This window comes from Paralcaligenes ureilyticus (genome assembly GCF_004346225.1).
GTDB classification, from domain to species: domain Bacteria; phylum Pseudomonadota; class Gammaproteobacteria; order Burkholderiales; family Burkholderiaceae_B; genus Paralcaligenes; species Paralcaligenes ureilyticus.
Window position 1 is genome coordinate 337,776 of record NZ_SMAJ01000002.1, and the last position, 16,028, is coordinate 353,803.

General features: G+C 54.0%; 16 protein-coding genes. 3 read left to right on the plus strand and 13 right to left on the minus strand.

Features of this window, described 5'->3' with window-relative positions:
• The 13 genes from EDC26_RS03920 to EDC26_RS03980 form a co-directional block, all read right to left on the minus strand.
• The gene (locus EDC26_RS03920; RefSeq protein WP_132579944.1) at positions 1 to 1,173 is read right to left on the minus strand and encodes an acyl-CoA dehydrogenase family protein; all 1,173 of its coding nucleotides are present in this window, start codon (positions 1,171 to 1,173) and stop codon (positions 1 to 3) included.
• Between the two features lie 16 nt (positions 1,174 to 1,189).
• Positions 1,190 to 2,362, minus strand: a complete 1,173-nt coding sequence (locus EDC26_RS03925) for a dihydrolipoamide acetyltransferase family protein (RefSeq protein WP_132579945.1) — start codon at positions 2,360 to 2,362, stop codon at positions 1,190 to 1,192.
• A 3-nt stretch (positions 2,363 to 2,365) separates the two neighbouring features.
• The gene (locus tag EDC26_RS03930) at positions 2,366 to 3,151 is read right to left on the minus strand and encodes an enoyl-CoA hydratase/isomerase family protein (RefSeq protein ID WP_132579946.1); all 786 of its coding nucleotides are present in this window, start codon (positions 3,149 to 3,151) and stop codon (positions 2,366 to 2,368) included.
• A 12-nt stretch (positions 3,152 to 3,163) separates the two neighbouring features.
• Positions 3,164 to 4,135: an alpha-ketoacid dehydrogenase subunit beta gene (locus EDC26_RS03935; RefSeq protein WP_132579947.1), complete on the minus strand. Its 972-nt coding sequence runs from the start codon at positions 4,133 to 4,135 to the stop codon at positions 3,164 to 3,166.
• A 4-nt stretch (positions 4,136 to 4,139) separates the two neighbouring features.
• Positions 4,140 to 5,102: a thiamine pyrophosphate-dependent dehydrogenase E1 component subunit alpha gene (locus tag EDC26_RS03940; protein ID WP_132580108.1), complete on the minus strand. Its 963-nt coding sequence runs from the start codon at positions 5,100 to 5,102 to the stop codon at positions 4,140 to 4,142.
• Between the two features lie 43 nt (positions 5,103 to 5,145).
• Entirely contained in the window at positions 5,146 to 5,859 is a 714-nt protein-coding gene (locus tag EDC26_RS03945; protein ID WP_132579948.1) for an ABC transporter ATP-binding protein, read from the minus strand.
• Complete coding sequence (locus EDC26_RS03950; RefSeq protein ID WP_132579949.1) at positions 5,856 to 6,611, minus strand: ABC transporter ATP-binding protein; 756 nt, start codon at positions 6,609 to 6,611, stop codon at positions 5,856 to 5,858. Before EDC26_RS03950 ends, EDC26_RS03945 begins: the two co-directional genes overlap by 4 nt.
• Before the next feature lie 13 nt (positions 6,612 to 6,624).
• Complete coding sequence (locus EDC26_RS03955) at positions 6,625 to 7,431, minus strand: SDR family NAD(P)-dependent oxidoreductase (protein WP_132579950.1); 807 nt, start codon at positions 7,429 to 7,431, stop codon at positions 6,625 to 6,627.
• A 37-nt stretch (positions 7,432 to 7,468) separates the two neighbouring features.
• The gene (locus EDC26_RS03960; RefSeq protein WP_132579951.1) at positions 7,469 to 8,446 is read right to left on the minus strand and encodes a branched-chain amino acid ABC transporter permease; all 978 of its coding nucleotides are present in this window, start codon (positions 8,444 to 8,446) and stop codon (positions 7,469 to 7,471) included.
• Positions 8,443 to 9,348: a branched-chain amino acid ABC transporter permease gene (locus EDC26_RS03965; RefSeq protein ID WP_132579952.1), complete on the minus strand. Its 906-nt coding sequence runs from the start codon at positions 9,346 to 9,348 to the stop codon at positions 8,443 to 8,445. Before EDC26_RS03965 ends, EDC26_RS03960 begins: the two co-directional genes overlap by 4 nt.
• A gap of 64 nt (positions 9,349 to 9,412) precedes the next feature.
• Positions 9,413 to 10,696 carry an ABC transporter substrate-binding protein gene (locus EDC26_RS03970; RefSeq protein WP_132579953.1) on the minus strand — a complete coding sequence of 428 codons (1,284 nt, stop codon included), beginning with the start codon at positions 10,694 to 10,696 and terminating at the stop codon, positions 9,413 to 9,415.
• Positions 10,697 to 10,756: 60 nt separating this feature from the next.
• Entirely contained in the window at positions 10,757 to 11,428 is a 672-nt protein-coding gene (locus EDC26_RS03975) for an EthD domain-containing protein (protein ID WP_132579954.1), read from the minus strand.
• Positions 11,416 to 12,600 (minus strand): NADH:flavin oxidoreductase/NADH oxidase, encoded by a 1,185-nt coding sequence (locus tag EDC26_RS03980; RefSeq protein ID WP_243700767.1) that lies wholly within the window; start codon positions 12,598 to 12,600, stop codon positions 11,416 to 11,418. The genes EDC26_RS03975 and EDC26_RS03980 overlap by 13 nt, the downstream gene beginning before the upstream one ends.
• A gap of 345 nt (positions 12,601 to 12,945) precedes the next feature.
• Here EDC26_RS03980 and EDC26_RS03985 point away from each other — a divergent pair, with 345 nt between their 5' ends.
• From EDC26_RS03985 to EDC26_RS03995, 3 genes are all read left to right on the plus strand, one after another.
• Positions 12,946 to 13,698 carry a glucose 1-dehydrogenase gene (locus tag EDC26_RS03985; protein ID WP_132579955.1) on the plus strand — a complete coding sequence of 251 codons (753 nt, stop codon included), beginning with the start codon at positions 12,946 to 12,948 and terminating at the stop codon, positions 13,696 to 13,698.
• 158 nt (positions 13,699 to 13,856) lie between these two features.
• Positions 13,857 to 14,870 carry an ABC transporter permease gene (locus EDC26_RS03990; protein ID WP_243700768.1) on the plus strand — a complete coding sequence of 338 codons (1,014 nt, stop codon included), beginning with the start codon at positions 13,857 to 13,859 and terminating at the stop codon, positions 14,868 to 14,870.
• A 147-nt stretch (positions 14,871 to 15,017) separates the two neighbouring features.
• Positions 15,018 to 15,983, plus strand: coding sequence for a sugar ABC transporter substrate-binding protein (locus EDC26_RS03995; protein WP_132579956.1), 966 nt, complete (start codon positions 15,018 to 15,020; stop codon positions 15,981 to 15,983).
• The last annotated feature ends 45 nt before the right edge of the window (positions 15,984 to 16,028 follow it).

Below are 16,028 nucleotides of genomic sequence, written 5' to 3' on the forward strand. Positions count from 1 at the left end.
TTAGTAAGATTTAGGCATGCCCAGATCGTGGGTTGCAATAAAATTGAGCACCATTTCTTCGGCTACGGGCGCGAAGCGAAACAAGCGCGCATCACGCCATAGGCGCTCGACATGAAATTCCTTTGAATACCCCATGCCACCCATTGCCTGCATGGATCGCTCGGTTGCATCGGCTGCCGCTTGCGCGGCAATCAGTTTGGCCATATTGGCATCACTGCCATAAGGCACACCCTGATCGCAATAGGTCGCCGCTCGATAATTCATCAGGCAGGCGCACTCCAGTTCGGCATAGGCCTGAGCCAGGGGAAATTGCAGCCCCTGATAGGAACCAATAGGTTTGCCGCCGAACACCTTGCGATCCGTCGTGTATCTCACCGCCTGCGTAATAGCCAAGCGGCCTGCGCCAACCAATCCGGCCGTGGTAACGATGCGTTCAGTATTGAGTACGTCAAGCAACTCATTCCAGCCGTGATCAAGCGTACCCAGCAGCTCGTCGGGCTGGACGCGGACGTTATCAAAAAATACGGCGCTCGCCGGCATCGTGTGGGTGCCGAGTTTATCGATTTCATTGTGGCTTACTCCCTCGCGATCCGTATCGATGATGAACATACTGATGCCATGAGTGCGGCGTTTCACCTGATCCAGCTTCGTGGTGCGCGCCACGACCAGCATTTTGTGAGAACTAGGTACGGCCGTTATCCAGATTTTTTGCCCATTCAAACGCCAACCGTCACCATCCACGTTAGCGAACGTCGATATTTCCAGCGAATTGCTTCCCGCATTGGGCTCGGTGAGCGCCATGCAGCAGTGCATTTCGCCCGAGATGATTTTGGGTAACCACGCCTTGCGTTGTGATTCAGAACCGAATTTCGATATGGATACGCCGCCAAAAATCGGGTTGACCATAAACAATTGGCCCAGGGTCGAACCGCCGCCGCCTTCGGCCAGCGCCTCGACGATTACAGCGAGGTCGAGCATGCCTAAACCACTGCCGCCATATTTTTCAGGCAAAGCCGCCCCACACAAGCCCGCATCGCATATGGCCTGCCAGATTTCGGCAGGAAACGCCTTGCGAGCGTCCAGCTCACGCCAGTAATCAAGACCGAACTGAGCACCTATTTTTTTGGCCGTCTCGACCATCATTTGTTGTTCTTCGCTTAATGCAAATTCCATGCTTACTCTCCGCGCACTATGGGTTACCGCCTAACAGCTTCAAGGGTTGCTCCAGATAACCCGCCACGCAATTGAGGAAATCAAGCCCAGAAACGCCATCCAGGATACGATGGTCGGCGGCTAGGACGAGGCCCAATTCCTGGCACAACACGGGTTTTCCCTGACCATCGGGGCGGAAGACTTGATTGATGCTGCCTACCCCAAGAATCATGGCCTGCCCCGGATTGATAATGGGCGTCAGATATTTGACTTTGTACATACCCGCATTAGAGACAGCAATTGCGCCCCCGGTCGAATCGTCGGGCGAAAGCTTGCCGGCGCGGGCATCAGCCACTTTATGTGCGGTACGACGGCTGACCTCCTCCAGCGATACATTGCCCGCGTCGCGCACGACCGGCACAAACAGCCCGCGCTCAGTATTGACAGCGAGACCCACGTCGGTACTGCCAAAGGTCACCACCTCGCCGTCGTCCCAGACACGATTGGCCTGTGGGATGTCCCTTAATGCCCGACCTACCGCGGCAACCAGAAAATGGGTCAAGGTCAAGTGAGTAGCGGTCGCTAATTGATTGCGTTGTGCACGAAGAGCCAACAGAGATGATGCCTGAACATCAATCGACATATAAAAGTGCGGTACGGCTTGCTTGGCCTCAGTCAGACGGCGCGCCATCGTTGCACGGACCGAATCCGGTTTGCTGCGCACGCCAAGATCGATTGCGTCCGAAGCTGCGCGACTTTCAGAAGCCGCCACGACAGGCCCAGGAGCCGCTTCAGCCGCGGGTTCAACGAACGGCGCTTGCCGACCTGATGCGGCTTCAATATCAGCGGCCTTGATTCGGCCTCCCGGCCCACTGCCATCGACCGACTCGAGAGCTATGCCGTTGTTCGCCGCCAGCCGCCGCGCAAGCGGCGTAGCCAGAACTCGAGCCGCAACGGATAGTCCTTCTTGTGCAGATTCGGCCCAATTACCTACCACCGCACCCACCGGAACCGTCTGCCCCGGCTCGACAACAATGTCGGCCAGCACGCCATCGGCCTGAGCTTCCACCTCTGTGGCCACCTTATCGGTTTCCACCACAAACAACACATCGCCCGCCTTGAACTGAGCACCTGCTGTTACCAGCCATTCCGACAACAAGCCCTCGGTCATCGTCAAACCCAGTTTAGGCATCAACAAGGGATGTGACATGGATCAATTTCCTTTAAAAACCGGTGTGCGCTTGGCCAAAAATGCATCGCAACCTTCATGGGCATCGTTGGTGTCGAGAACCAGGCCTATCATGGCTTGTTCGTGCGCCAAAGCGGCGCCCAACGGCATCTCGCCGCCATAGCGCAGGTTGCGTTTTAACAGCTTGAGCACCAGCGGCGACTTGTTGGCGATACGCTCGGCCAAAGCCAGCGCCTCATCCCAAAGTTGCGCGCGAGGCACAGCGCGATTGCATAAGCCCAGAGCAACCGCCTCGACTGCGGTAATCTGGTCTCCTGTGAACATCAATTCCTTGGCGCGGCAAAGCGGAATCTGCCGAATTAAACGCTGCGTGCCACCCGCACCTGGAAACAGGCCCAATGTGATTTCGGGCAAGCCCAGCTTCGCCTCCTCGGCTACCAGACGAATGTCAAGAGCCAACAGCAATTCCATGCCTCCACCCAACGCCCAGCCATTGATCACGCCGATAGTCGGCTTGTCGCTTTCTTCGAAACGCCGGAACACGCGATGCACTACCTGGGCAAATTCGTTGTAATGCGCCAGGCCCCGGCGGCTGTTCAAGTCAGCGATGTCTCCGCCTGCCACAAAAGCGCGATCGCCCGCGCCGGTAACCATAATTACGCGTACGTTGACATCCTGTTCCAGCTGTACGAGCCCAGCTTCAAGATGCTCCAGAGTGCCCACATCAAGCGCGTTCAACTGCTTGGGACGATTAATCGTCAGGACGCCTATACGGCCACGAACTTCGGTTAATACGCTTTCAGCGCTCATAAAGGATTCCATTCAGGCAAGGGTCTTTCGGATGGCGGCGATAATGCGCTCTACACTCACCACATAGTCTCGTTCCAGCGAGCTGGCAAACGGCACAGGCATGAAAGGAGCCGCTACACGCATCACAGGTGCATCCAGCTCATCGAAGGCGTCCTGTGCAATGCACGCGGCAATCTCGGCTCCCACACCAAAAGCCTGGACGGCCTCATGAACAATCACAACCCGATGAGTGCGCGCTACCGATTCGAAAACGGTTTGATGATCCCACGGCTGCAGTGAACGCAAATCGATGATTTCAACATCGACGTTTTCATTTTTGAGCTGATCTGCCACGGTCACGGCGGTATGCACCGTCGACCCGTAAGTGACGATCGTGACGTCGCGACCAGGCCGGACGATAGAGGCCGATCCAATTTGTGCTGTCTGCCGCGTGTCGACTTCGCCTTTTCGACCGTACATACCCTTGTGCTCCACGAAAATTACCGGGTCGGGATCGCTGATGGCGGCACGCAATAGCGAATACGCATCTTGGGGGTTGGATGGGCAAACCACCTTCAGGCCTGGAACATGGGCCACCCAGGCCTCCAGGCACTGCGAGTGCTGCGGGCCCGCATTCAAGCCGCCACCATGGGGTGTACGCAAAACCATCGGCACACTGCTGCGGCCGCCAAACATAAAGTGCGCCTTGGCCGCCTGGTTCACGATTGGATCCATCGCCAAAGCGATAAAGTCCATAAACATAATTTCCACTACCGGCTTAAGACCAGTCATCGCAGCGCCCACTGCGACCGACACAATACTTGCCTCGGAAATCGGCGTATCCCGAACCCGTGCTGCACCGAACTTCTCGTACAAATTGCGCGTAGCCTTAAATGAACCGCCGGCAGCGGCAACATCTTCGCCAAGTACGATCACCGTCTCGTCGTGTTCCATGCTGTCGGTCAATGCCTGATTGATCGCTTGTGTGTAACGCATCTGAGCCATGTCTTTAACCTTTTGCCGTGTATACGTCAGCCAGCGCGCTCGCGAAATCGGGTTGCTTTCCTGCTTTGGCTTTTTCTATGGACAAAGCGACCCGATCTTCGATACCCGTAATAATCCCCTCCAAGCCTGCCTGCGTCATGCCTTGCTTTTTCAGCAGAAGCTCGGCACGCTCAAGGGGATCAATGTCTGAGCCCGACGCTACCTCGTCCGCCGGGCGATATTTTTGCGGGTCGCCCTCGTAATGGCCTCGCACCCGATGTGTTTTGCATTCGAACACGCGAGGCTGTCCTGTGCGGACTTCACCAACCAGTTTCTTTGCCACAGACGATACTGCTGCAACATCATTGCCATCGACAAGTTGATGCGGAATCTTGAACGCTGCGGCAAGATCGCCCAGTTCAGCCGCAAATTGATCTTTAGTGGGTGAAAACTCAGACCAACCATTGTTTTCGCATACGAATAACAAGGGCAAACTCCACAATGACGCCATATTCAGGGTTTCGTGCAATACCCCTTCGGCCATCGCCCCATCGCCAAAAAAGACGACGGCTATTCCTCCCGTTTTGCGTAACGAGTGCGCCAGGGCGCTCCCAAGCGCGATAGGAATGCCCGCACCCACAATTCCATTGGCGCCAATGATGCCCCGCTCCATGTCGGCCACATGCATCGACCCGCTGCGGCCGCCGCAAATACCACCCGCGCGGCCCATGATTTCCATGAAAAACATGTCCAGATCAATGCCCCGTGCAATCACATGTCCATGCCCCCGGTGATTGGTCGCCATTGTGTCGCGCGCATCGAGTGCCGCCATGACACCAGCCGCGACCGCTTCCTGTCCAATACTTAGATGAATGAATCCGGGCACCTCGCTATCGGCAAACAATTTGGAGAGTTGCGTTTCGACCGTTCGGATCAAACGCATCATGCGATAACAATCAACCTGAGAATCCTGCTCGTTCTGTTTCATCATGACATTCCAATTTCCTTAATATTTCCTGTTCCCTGCAACCTTAAACCGATAGATAGCGCTTCTTGATATCGTCGTTGCGACGCAGCTCCTCGACGGTTCCGGTATAGACGACGCGGCCTTTGTCGATCACCGCGACATGAGTGGCGATGTGCAAGCAAAAATGCATATTCTGTTCAGCAAGGAGAATTGTGGCGCCAGTCTTGAGCAATCCGGCAACACAGCGTGCAATCTGCTGCACAATTACCGGCGCCAGGCCTTCGCTGGGTTCATCGAGCAGCAGTAGACTGGGATTGCCCATCAGGGCGCGGGCAATCACCAACAATTGCTGCTCTCCGCCAGAAAGCAGGCCACCCTGCCTGTGACGCAGCGGAACAAGTAAAGGAAAGGTCCTGTAGATATGCTCAAGGCTCCATTTATACGTCCCGCTGCTATCGGGCTTTGCCGCGATAAGCAGGTTCTCTTCAACGGTATGCTCGGGAAACGTTTGACGGTCTTCGGGCACAAACGCCAAGCCACTGCGCGCGATACGATAGGCTTTGTCCTTGAAAATACTTTGGCCGTTAAACACAACACGCCCACTCGTACCCGGATGGATGCCTGAAATCGCTTTCATTGTGGTCGACTTACCCGCGCCGTTGCGCCCGAGAAGCGCCACGCATTGGCCCTTTTCAATCGTCAGGTCGACACCGAACAGTACCTGGCTGATGCCATAATGAGCCTCCAGATCATGGACAGCGAGAATGGACTGATTCATGCGGCATCCTCGGTAAAGCCCGCGCCCAGATACGCATCGATCACGGCCTGATTACTGCGGATTTGTTCTGCAGTGCCTTCGGCCAGCAAGGCGCCGTAGCACAGCACACGAATGACCTGTGCGTATTCAAACACAATGTCCATATCGTGTTCGATAAAGATCACCGTGATCTTTTCACGCTCCCATAACGCGTGCACGCGTCCAATCATGTCAATGCGCTCTTCGGGACCCATACCGGCTGTGGGCTCGTCGAGCAGAAGCAGGCTTGGCTCAAGCGCCAGGGCCAAACCAATATCGAGCAATTTTTGCTCACCGTGGGCGAGATGCCGCGACAGAGTACACGCGCGATGCTGCAAGCCGACCTTTTCCATCAATTCTTGTGCGCGTTCACGCGTAGCCATCTGTGAAAAAGGGGTAAACAGATTATTTAATTTGCGCCACTTGGCCAGAACGGCTGCTTCAAACGACTGCCGCACGGTAAACGTGGGAAATATGCTCGACACCTGAAAAGCACGAGCTATGCCTTTGTGCACGATTTGAGTAGCAGGCAGGCCAGCGATATCCTCGTTATTGAACACGATGCGCCCAGAATCCGGCCTGATTCGCCCCGAAATCAGGTTAAATAAAGTCGTCTTCCCTGCCCCGTTAGGCCCGATAATGGCAGACAGACTTCCTTGAGAAAAATCCATAGACAAATCGTCAGTGGCTATAATGCCGCCGAATGATTTTTTCAAGTTGACTAAGCTAAGCACGTGTCGCCCCGGATCACGATGAGGTATCGACGTTGGCCGGTACTTCGGCCTTTCGCAAGCCGCCATAGGTGTTCCACGGATTAGCAACCAGCCAGCCGCAATCAACGGGTAAATCAATACCGGTGATCGCTAGCGCGCGCTCCGATAACAGAAACTCCACCGCATCACCCACTTGGGATGGCTGAACAGCGCGCTGCAGCGCCGCGTTGCGCTCCAGCAATTTCAAATCGCGCTCACCGCGCTCAATTGCGTCCAGTAAAGCCGGGGTCAGCGTATATCCCGGCGCAATCGAATTCACGCGTATTTGTGAAGGGCCCCACTCGGCTGCCAGACATTTGGTCATACTGAGTATGGCTGCTTTGGACGGGCCGTACGAATGCAGCGGGGTCGATACCGAATCGGTAATGGAAGCAATATTCACGATGCTGCCCGCTTCACGCGCAATCATGCCTCGACCAAAAGCCAAACTGACTATATAGCTGCCACGAAAATTTACACGCTGTATTCGATCCCACGTCGCCATATCAAGATCGTACGGATTAAGAGGTTTCTGAATAATGCCTGCCGAATTGACCAACCCGAAAACGGGGCCTATACGTTTTTCGACATCCAGTGCTGCATGCTTTACGCTTTCATCATCGGCGACATCCAGCTCGAGCGCTTCACCGCCAATTCTGGCCGAGACTTGACGTGCTCCGGCGATATTGACGTCGGCCACAACGACATGCCAGCCGTTAGCTGCAAGCGTCGTTGCGCACGCAGCCCCAATGCCACTGGCACCTCCGGTTACTACGACTATCTTTCCCTGTGCTAATGCCATATTGCCTTCTCGTTTGGTTAGATTAAAAACAAGCCCGTTATTTTGTCTGACGTAGCGCCGCACGGCCGGCCGGGAAGAATTTCTCCACGATCAGATCCAGCAGCCCTTTGCGCAGCACCAGCACATAGGCGAGAATAACGATGCCCAGAACCAGACCATAATTTTGTGTGTACTGGGTCACATAGTGATTGAGCAAGGTCAGCATGGCCGCCCCCACCAGAGGCCCCAAAAAGGTATTGAGCCCGCCAAGCATGATCATGAAAATAGCCTCGCCCGACATCGTCCAATACCCAAAGTTGGGATATGCCGAAGAGACATACAAACTCATCAGTGCCCCAGCCACACTAGCCGCGGCCGACGCAATCACAAACGCGGCTAACCGGTATGCATTGATGTTCAGTCCGAAAAACTCGGCTCGTACCGCGTTATCGCGAATCATTCTTAGCGCATAGCCGAACGGTGTCTTGGTGATGTGCCACAAAATACCCAACGTCGCCAGCACGACCGCGGTAATGAATAAAAAAGTGTCGCCCGAGCGGGTCAGGTCCAGGCCGAGGAATACGGGCTTGGCGAATCCCCCAGTCAGGCCCTGATCGCCGCCGGTCAAACTCACCCAGCTCAGGATTGTGCTGTAAAACATCATCTGGATGGCTAGCGTCAAAAAGGCGAAATAGATTTCTCGAGTCTTCAGGCACACCACGCCTACCACCAACGCGATGACGATGGAAATTCCCAAGGACACGACGATGGCGCCCGGAATGGAATAATGGCCCGTTTGCATCAACAGGCCAAACCCGTAGGCCCCCGAGGCAAAAAACATCGCATGCCCAAAAGCGATTAGCCCTGTGTAGCCAATCAGGATATTGAGCGAGACGGCGAATAGCCCGAATATGCCAATATGAATAATCAAATCGGTCAGCGTGGGCGAGCCGGTCACTGTAGCAACCCCCACAATCAGTACAAAGCTCAGGGCCACCCACAGGAGCGAAATCAGCACACTAAGCCAGGACTTCATGTGTGCTCCCTTTTGCCAAATAAGCCGTTGGGGCGCAGCACCAGCACCGCGGACATGAGCAAAAACACCAGGCCTTCAACAAACAGCGGAAAGGCAATGCTGCCAAACGCGCGCACCAGGCCAATCAGCAGCGCTGCAACCAGTGCGCCGCCCATCGAGCCCATACCGCCAATCACCGTCACGATGAACGAATCGATCAGTACCGAGAAGCCCATCCCTGCTGTGATCGATCGCACCGGTGCGGCTAGCGCACCGGCCAAGCCGGCCAGACCAGCCCCCAACGCAAATACGGCCGCGTACAAAGCCGTAGTATTGATTCCCAACGCCGAGGCCATGGCGCTATTGGCTGCCGCGGCACGGATTTTTCGTCCAAATGAGCTTTTTTCAATTAAAAGCCATAAGACCAGTGCCACACAAAAACTTATCGCAATCAGGAAAATGTAAAAGGGTGGAATGGGTGAGCCGGCTACCATGACCGGTGCAACAGCGAAGGTCTCAGGCATGCCAATGGACTGGAACTCGGCCCCGAACCCAATACGCACCAGATCATCCAGAATCAATATCCACCCATAGCACACCAGCAACTGCATCAAGAGATCACTTTTGTAAACGCGGCTAATGAAAAATCGCTCCAGAAACGCTCCGAAGATCGCTACAGCCAGCGTGCCACCCAGAACAGCATAAAAATAATTTCCCGTCAGGCGATACACATACAAGGCCGCGTACGCGCCCAGCATATACAACGAGCCATGCGCGAAATTGATCACCTTGAGTACGCCAAAAATCAGCGATACACCAGAGGCCACCAGGAACAACAGCATACCCACGATCAAGCCATTGGTGCCGTGAGCGATCACGCACGAGGCTGACGACATGCACGAGAGTAAGGAGTCAAGATCCACAGTGGAGCCTCCAGATATAAAGATGAGCGTTCACTGTGTCAGCGAACGCCGGACACAAACGACATCAACTGGTATAGCCCATTTCTTTAGTCCACTGCGCCTCAAGCTCGTAAATTTCCTTCCAGCTGGTTGGGGTCATCTTTTCAATATAAGGAGGCTTGGAGATGAGTGGCCCCCAACCCAACGCATAGTTAACAAGAGTCTGGTCGCTGTCGCGCAAGGTCAATTTTCCACCCACGCCAAAGGGTGCGTCGATGGTCATACCGGTTAACGCTTGGGCCATTTTCTTGCCATCAACAGACTGAGTCTTGCGCATCGCTTCAATCATGAAAGACGCGCCCGAGGCGGCTTGCCAGGACCAGTTCGTAGGCAAATCCTTGAACCGCTTAGCGTACGCGGCCGACCAGGCAGCGTTGCTAGGAGTGTCCGGAAAATTGGCTAAATAACGGTTCGCCGAGTACACCCCGGCTGGCAGGTTCTTGATACCCTTAAGCGTTGTGTAGTCACCCAGGTTAATGGCAAAAACTTCGATCTTGCTGAATAACCCGTACAGATTTCCCTGATTGACAAAGGAAGCCAGGTCCCCTCCCCACATGCCGACAAACAGCGCCTGAGGCTTTTGCTGCAGGATGTTGGTAATGGTTCCGGTGTAATCAGGCTCGAACAACTTGGGCCAAGACTGCCCCACTAGCTTGACTGAGGCATCGAAATGATTCAGGTATTTAAGAAATTGCTTGACCGTGTCGCGGCCGTACGCATAGTCGGGCGACACAGTCATCCAGTTTTTTAAATTTTTCTGTTTGGAGACCGTTGCCGCAAAGCTACCACCCGACACCGCATCAAATGCCCCTTGGCGAGCCACGCGGAACGCATTTGGGATGCGTAGCTTCGGATCGGCGGTCAGCGACGAGGTTTCGCTATTGATATGAAGACATAACGTTCCTAGTTCGCGCACCACCTCGTGTACAGCAAAGGCCCCCGAAGACGCTTCGCAATCGAGAATGAAATCGCACTTGTTGCTATTGACCATTTCACGTACCAGGCGCGCCGCCTCTTCTGGCTTGCCTTTCGAGTCGCGCACTATCAATTCAACCTTGCGACCGCCTAACCCGCCGCTCTCATTGAATTTATCAAACGCCAGTTGGGCTGCATTGTGTGACGAAATACCCAACTGTGCCACGCGGCCCGACAAAATGGTCGGAACGCCAATCTTGATGGTCTGATTTGCCTGGGCATGCACGAGAGCGGGGAAGCCAACCATCGAACCCACCCCTAGGGCTGTACCCGCCTTGAGTAATTCCCGCCGACGGGACACAAGCCCACTGTTTACCTCTGTGTCTATAGTCATTTTCGTCTCCTGAATCGGTTATATGAAAACACGCTCTTGTTCACTACAAAACCATTTGGCCTACCCAACGATGACATGCTCTGTGGTAATGATTATTGGCAGATGGCCATCGGGGAGAAAGTGCGGCTCATCGGCACGCGTGATCGCGTATTCGGCGGTGGCCGTGCCCTGCTTCATAGCCTCGGTCGATCGAAACCATGTAATCGCCAAACCTTCAAAACGCGGTCGCTCTTGACGCGCGTATTCATCCATTTTTAGGTGATTCTGCTCATAACGGCACACGGCGCTTATGCGTGATGCAATCGGCCCATGCACCTGTCTCCAGTAATCGCGAAACTCGGCCAGGTTCATTCCCGGACGTCGAGTCACAAACTCGATATTTTTAACCGCATTGTCCGGAATTTTTCCGTTCTTAATGACATGCACGTCTACCGGCAATACAACCTTGACAGACATATCAGTGAATTTTCTTTCGTCTTCCAGAATTTGCGCGGCCTGCGCCTTCCCCAGCGCAACGCGGTAGCTGTCTTGCGAATCCAGCCATATCTCGCTGATGCCATCGAATATCAATTCGCCCTTCTTGTAACCCTGCGGCAAGGCATGAGATTGAACATAGCGCAACAGATTCGGAAAGCCCGCGGCCAAGGGACCATGTTGTTCATGCCAATAGCGTTGAAACGTCTCAACTGTGGTTCCGGGTTTGCGTTTGAGCAGGGAAATCACTTTGTACATAGTTGACGCGCCCTACGCTGTAGCCACCATTTGAATTGCTCGGGCCAATCCTCCCAACCTTCTGCCCCTTTTAGCGCCAAAGCAGCCTGAGCCGACCAGTTCGGATTGAACAGCATCTCGCGGCCCAAGGCGATGATGTCCGCCTGCCCCGCCTGGAGAATGCCCTCTGCCTGCTCCGGCGCCAAAATCATGCCTACGGCGATCGTATGCACGCCGGTTTCTCGTTTTATTTCCTCGGCAAACGGAACTTGAAACCCTGGCGCTCTTGAAATCAAGTTTTGCCCTTTTTCAAGCTTTATCCCACCTGTGGAACAGGCGATGGCATCAACGCCACGCAACGCTAACTGTTTAGCAAACACGACGGAATCCGCCATGGACCAACCCACATTGTTGCCATCTACCGCAGAAATCCGCACGAAAAGCGGCATTGCCTCCGGGATCTCTTCTCGCAGGGCATCGACCACTCGTAATGGCAATCGCATGCGATTTTCGATTGTTCCGCCATACTGATCTACGCGTTTGTTAACCAGCGGCGAGAGAAATGAATGTAGAAGATAACCATGCGCACAATGAAGTTCGATGATTTGAAAGCCGGCCTCGCACGCACGGCGCGCGGCCAGCCGATAATCGAGCACGAGCGTATCGATATCGGCCTCGCCAAGCGCTGCCGGCACTGCCCAGCCTGCGTCGAACGGCATGTCGGTGGGTGACACGACCGGCCAAGATTGCTCTTGCCGTTCCGCCGCATCTTTATCCGTCAATGGACCATTGCCATGCCAGGGCCGTTGAGACGACCCTTTGGGGCCACTATGGCCAAGCTGGATCCCCGCCGTACTGCCAAACTTGCGCAAAAACCCAGAGATTCTGTGTAAATCCGGCACATGTTCATCCCGCCATATGCCGTTGCATCCCGCTGTCCCTCGCCCTTGCGGAGTCACTGCGGTCGCCTCCATCATCACTGTGCCAGCGCCACCCAGGGCGAACCGTCCAAGATGAACTAAATGCAAATCATTGGCAAAACCATCTGACGAGCTGTACATCGACATAGGCGAAACCATAATGCGGTTCTTCAGAGTTACGCCACGCAACACCAGCGGCTCAAACAGCTTCGCTGCCGGCATCGACACCTCGTCAGGACTGGTCTGTGCAAGCATATTCAGAGACATCAGCATGGGTATCTGGTCGCAAAACTACCTCTTTCTGGCCGAGGGCAAAAATTGCTCGCCAAGATGCTGGCGAAACGGTTATTATGAATCATGAAGCGTAATTCATAATTTATTATAGATTCTAAAAAAACCTTGTCAACAGAAAATCCAGCACGAGAAATCCATCAACAACAATTCCCGGCACGTCGGATCCTGAAAAAACGACACGTGACGCCCATGCACTTGGAATAAAGATGCCTACATTTTTGCCAAAGCCCATCTTCCAAAAAATAAAGCAATCCGTCTTGTTGACCGACCTATACTTCACTGCAGTTCGGGCGGCAAATAAACGGCTTTAACCCGGAGACATGAATGGGCCAACTAGAAAACAAAATAGCTGTCGTTACCGGCAGCGGCAGCGGCTTTGGCGAGGGCATCGCAAAGCTCTACGCTGAAGAAGGTGCCAGGGTCATCGTCGCCGACATTAACCTTGAAGCGGCCAATCGAGTGGCCGCAGATATCGGTAGTGCTGCGCGGGCTTTTAAAGTAGATGTCAGCAACCGAAACGATATCAATCATGTGGTCAACCACTGCAAGGACGAGTTTGGCCGCGTCGACATTGTTGTGAACAACGCCGGCATTACACACAAGAACCAGCCCATGCTCGATGTCGACGAGGCCATGTTCGAGCGGATATTCAACATCAACGTCAAGTCGATCTATTACATGGCGCATGCCGTCGTTCCGCTGATGCGAGATCAAGGCGGCGGCGTCATCGTGAATATCGGCTCTACCGCCGGTATTCGCCCGCGCCCAGGGCTTACCTGGTACAACGCGTCCAAAGGCGCCATCAATTTATTATCCAAGTCCATGGCGGTTGAACTCGCGCCCGACAAAATTCGCGTCAACGTTATTTGCCCCGTGATGGGCGTGACGGGGATGTTCGAGCTGGCCATGGGTCTGCCGGACACACCAGAAAACCGTGCAAGATTTATTTCATCGATTCCATCAGGCCGCTTCTGCCAACCCTCTGACATCGCCGCGGCGGCCCTGTTTCTGGCTAGCGATGCGGCGGAATTCATAACAGGTGTCGAATTGCCTGTCGATGGAGGCCGGACCATTTAACAACGTCAAGAAACCCAGCCTGTTGAATACCGATTCATTGACTTCATAGAACGCTTGTTCTATTATTTTATTAACAGAAAACCCTACCCTCATCGATTTATTGGAATGCATCGACGACGATAGACGCCTGATTTTCAGACCGTTTTGCGGAAAATTAAATGATTGCATCAGCTACTGCAGCCATGGGTAAAAGCCCAGCAAGAAAAAGCATCAAGTTCGATCAGCAAATTATTGTGTTCCTGCTTTTTGTTGCCACATTTATGGTGTTTTCCGTATTTCTGCCTGGCTTTCTTTCCATGGGCAACATACTGGCAATGATGCGATCCGTATCGGTTTTAGGAATACTCGGACTCGGGATGGCAGTAGTGGTTATCGGGCGCGGGGTGGATTTGTCCATGATAGCCGTGCTCGCGGTTCCAACGGCGCTGATTCTGACCCTTTCCGGGAACGGGTACGGAATAGCTGTCGCGTTAACGGGAGGCTTCGCGCTGGCCATTGCTGTTGGCCTGCTCAACGGTGCACTTGTCGCGTACGCCGAAATACCCTCATTATTCGCCACGCTGGCGACCGGCATTGGCCTGGCCGGCCTCGGGCAAAGTGGTCTGTTTCAGTACGATATCGTGCCATGGCCGACATCGCTGGATCCCATAGGCTGGGTCGGGCGAGGCACACTCGCCGGCATTCCTCACGTCGTGCTGGCATTCGTGGTTGTGGCAATCTGCGTGAGCCTGTTCCTGCGGCGGCTGAAACTAGGCCTTTTTACCTATGCCATTGGCGATAATCCCAGCGCCGCCCGGACCACCGGAATAGCCGTTCGCCCAATCATGGTGCTTCAGTATGTCATCGCAGCGGTCATCGCCGTTGTCGCCGGTCTGGTAATGGCATCGTCTTCAAACAACATGGACACTCGAATCTTCAACCTGACATTGATCTATGACGTCATCCTCGTGGTTGTTTTGGGAGGTATTGGCTTATCCGGTGGTCGTGGCGGGGTATTGAATGTGATCGTCGGCACCCTGCTGATCGGCACCATCATAAACGGTATGACGATCATGAATATGTCTTATGAAGTCCAAAACCTGATCAAGGGGATGGTGCTGCTGGTCGCCTTGTCGCTGGACAGCATATTGAACCCACGCAACGAAGAAACAGCACAACAGGGAGACATTTAGTACATGAGAGGTTTGTGAAGCAAGAAAAATAGTGATGAAGGTAGCTGTATTCAAGAATCCAAGGAGATATAAGTGAACAAACTATTAAATTTACTCTACAAGAAAGCACTTGGCGCCGCAGCGCTTTCGCTTATTGCCGCCACAGGCATGGCTTCCATCGCCTACGCGCAACACACCATGAAGGATCCGGCGCGCGATAACTACTACAACACGTTCAAGGACAAGCGAGTCGTGTTTGTACCAGTATTCATGGGGTTGGATCTGACCGAGGGCTGGTCCAAACTGATGAAGGCGCAATCCGAGCGGCTTGGGTACAAGTATGAAGTTCGCAATCCAAACTTCAACACAGCGGCCGGCGCCCAAATATTGACTTCACTCATCAGCGAAAAGCCTGATGTAATCGTGGTCCAGAACCCGGATGTGCAATCCTATGCGCGGCTATTGCTCAAGGCCGAGCAGGCAGGAATTCGTGTGATTCAGCTGAACATGAAAACCAATATTCTCACCACTGGCTTTGTCGGTGCAGACGCCGTTGAAATCGGCGAACGTCAGGCCCGTGCCGCCGCAAAACAATGCGGACCTTCGACGTCCGGTAAAGTCTTGATTCTTGGCGGGCCCGCAACCAGCCCATGGTCGGTCTACCTGCAACAAGGCTACAAAAACATTCTGGACAAGCAGCCAAACATCAAGATCGTCGCGCGCCAATCTACAGGCAACTACGAATCGGCCAAAGCCAAATCAATTACGCAGGTCGTCCTGCAACAAAACCCGGACCTGTGTGCGGTCCTCGGCGTTTGGGATAACACCGATGTCGGAACCGCCGCGGCCATCAAGGAAGCAGGTAAGTCGGGCAAAGTGTTTGTGACCTCTTCGGGTGGTGGCGGCGAATTGGCTTGCAAAGGGCTGAACGAAGGCATGTGGGACCACTACGTCAGCTACGACGTGCCGGGGCAAGGTCGCGACCTCACAGATCTGATCTCGGCCGCACTGCAGGCCGAGCAGAATAAACAAAAGGTCGGCGCGATCAAGACGGTGTTGTATACACCGCTTATAGAAATGACTAAAGCCAACGTTAAAGAACATCCCTGCTGGTCGTTGAAAACGATTCATTAACACTATCGACCCAGTTCTATATTTGCGAAACCCATCGCTTCGGCC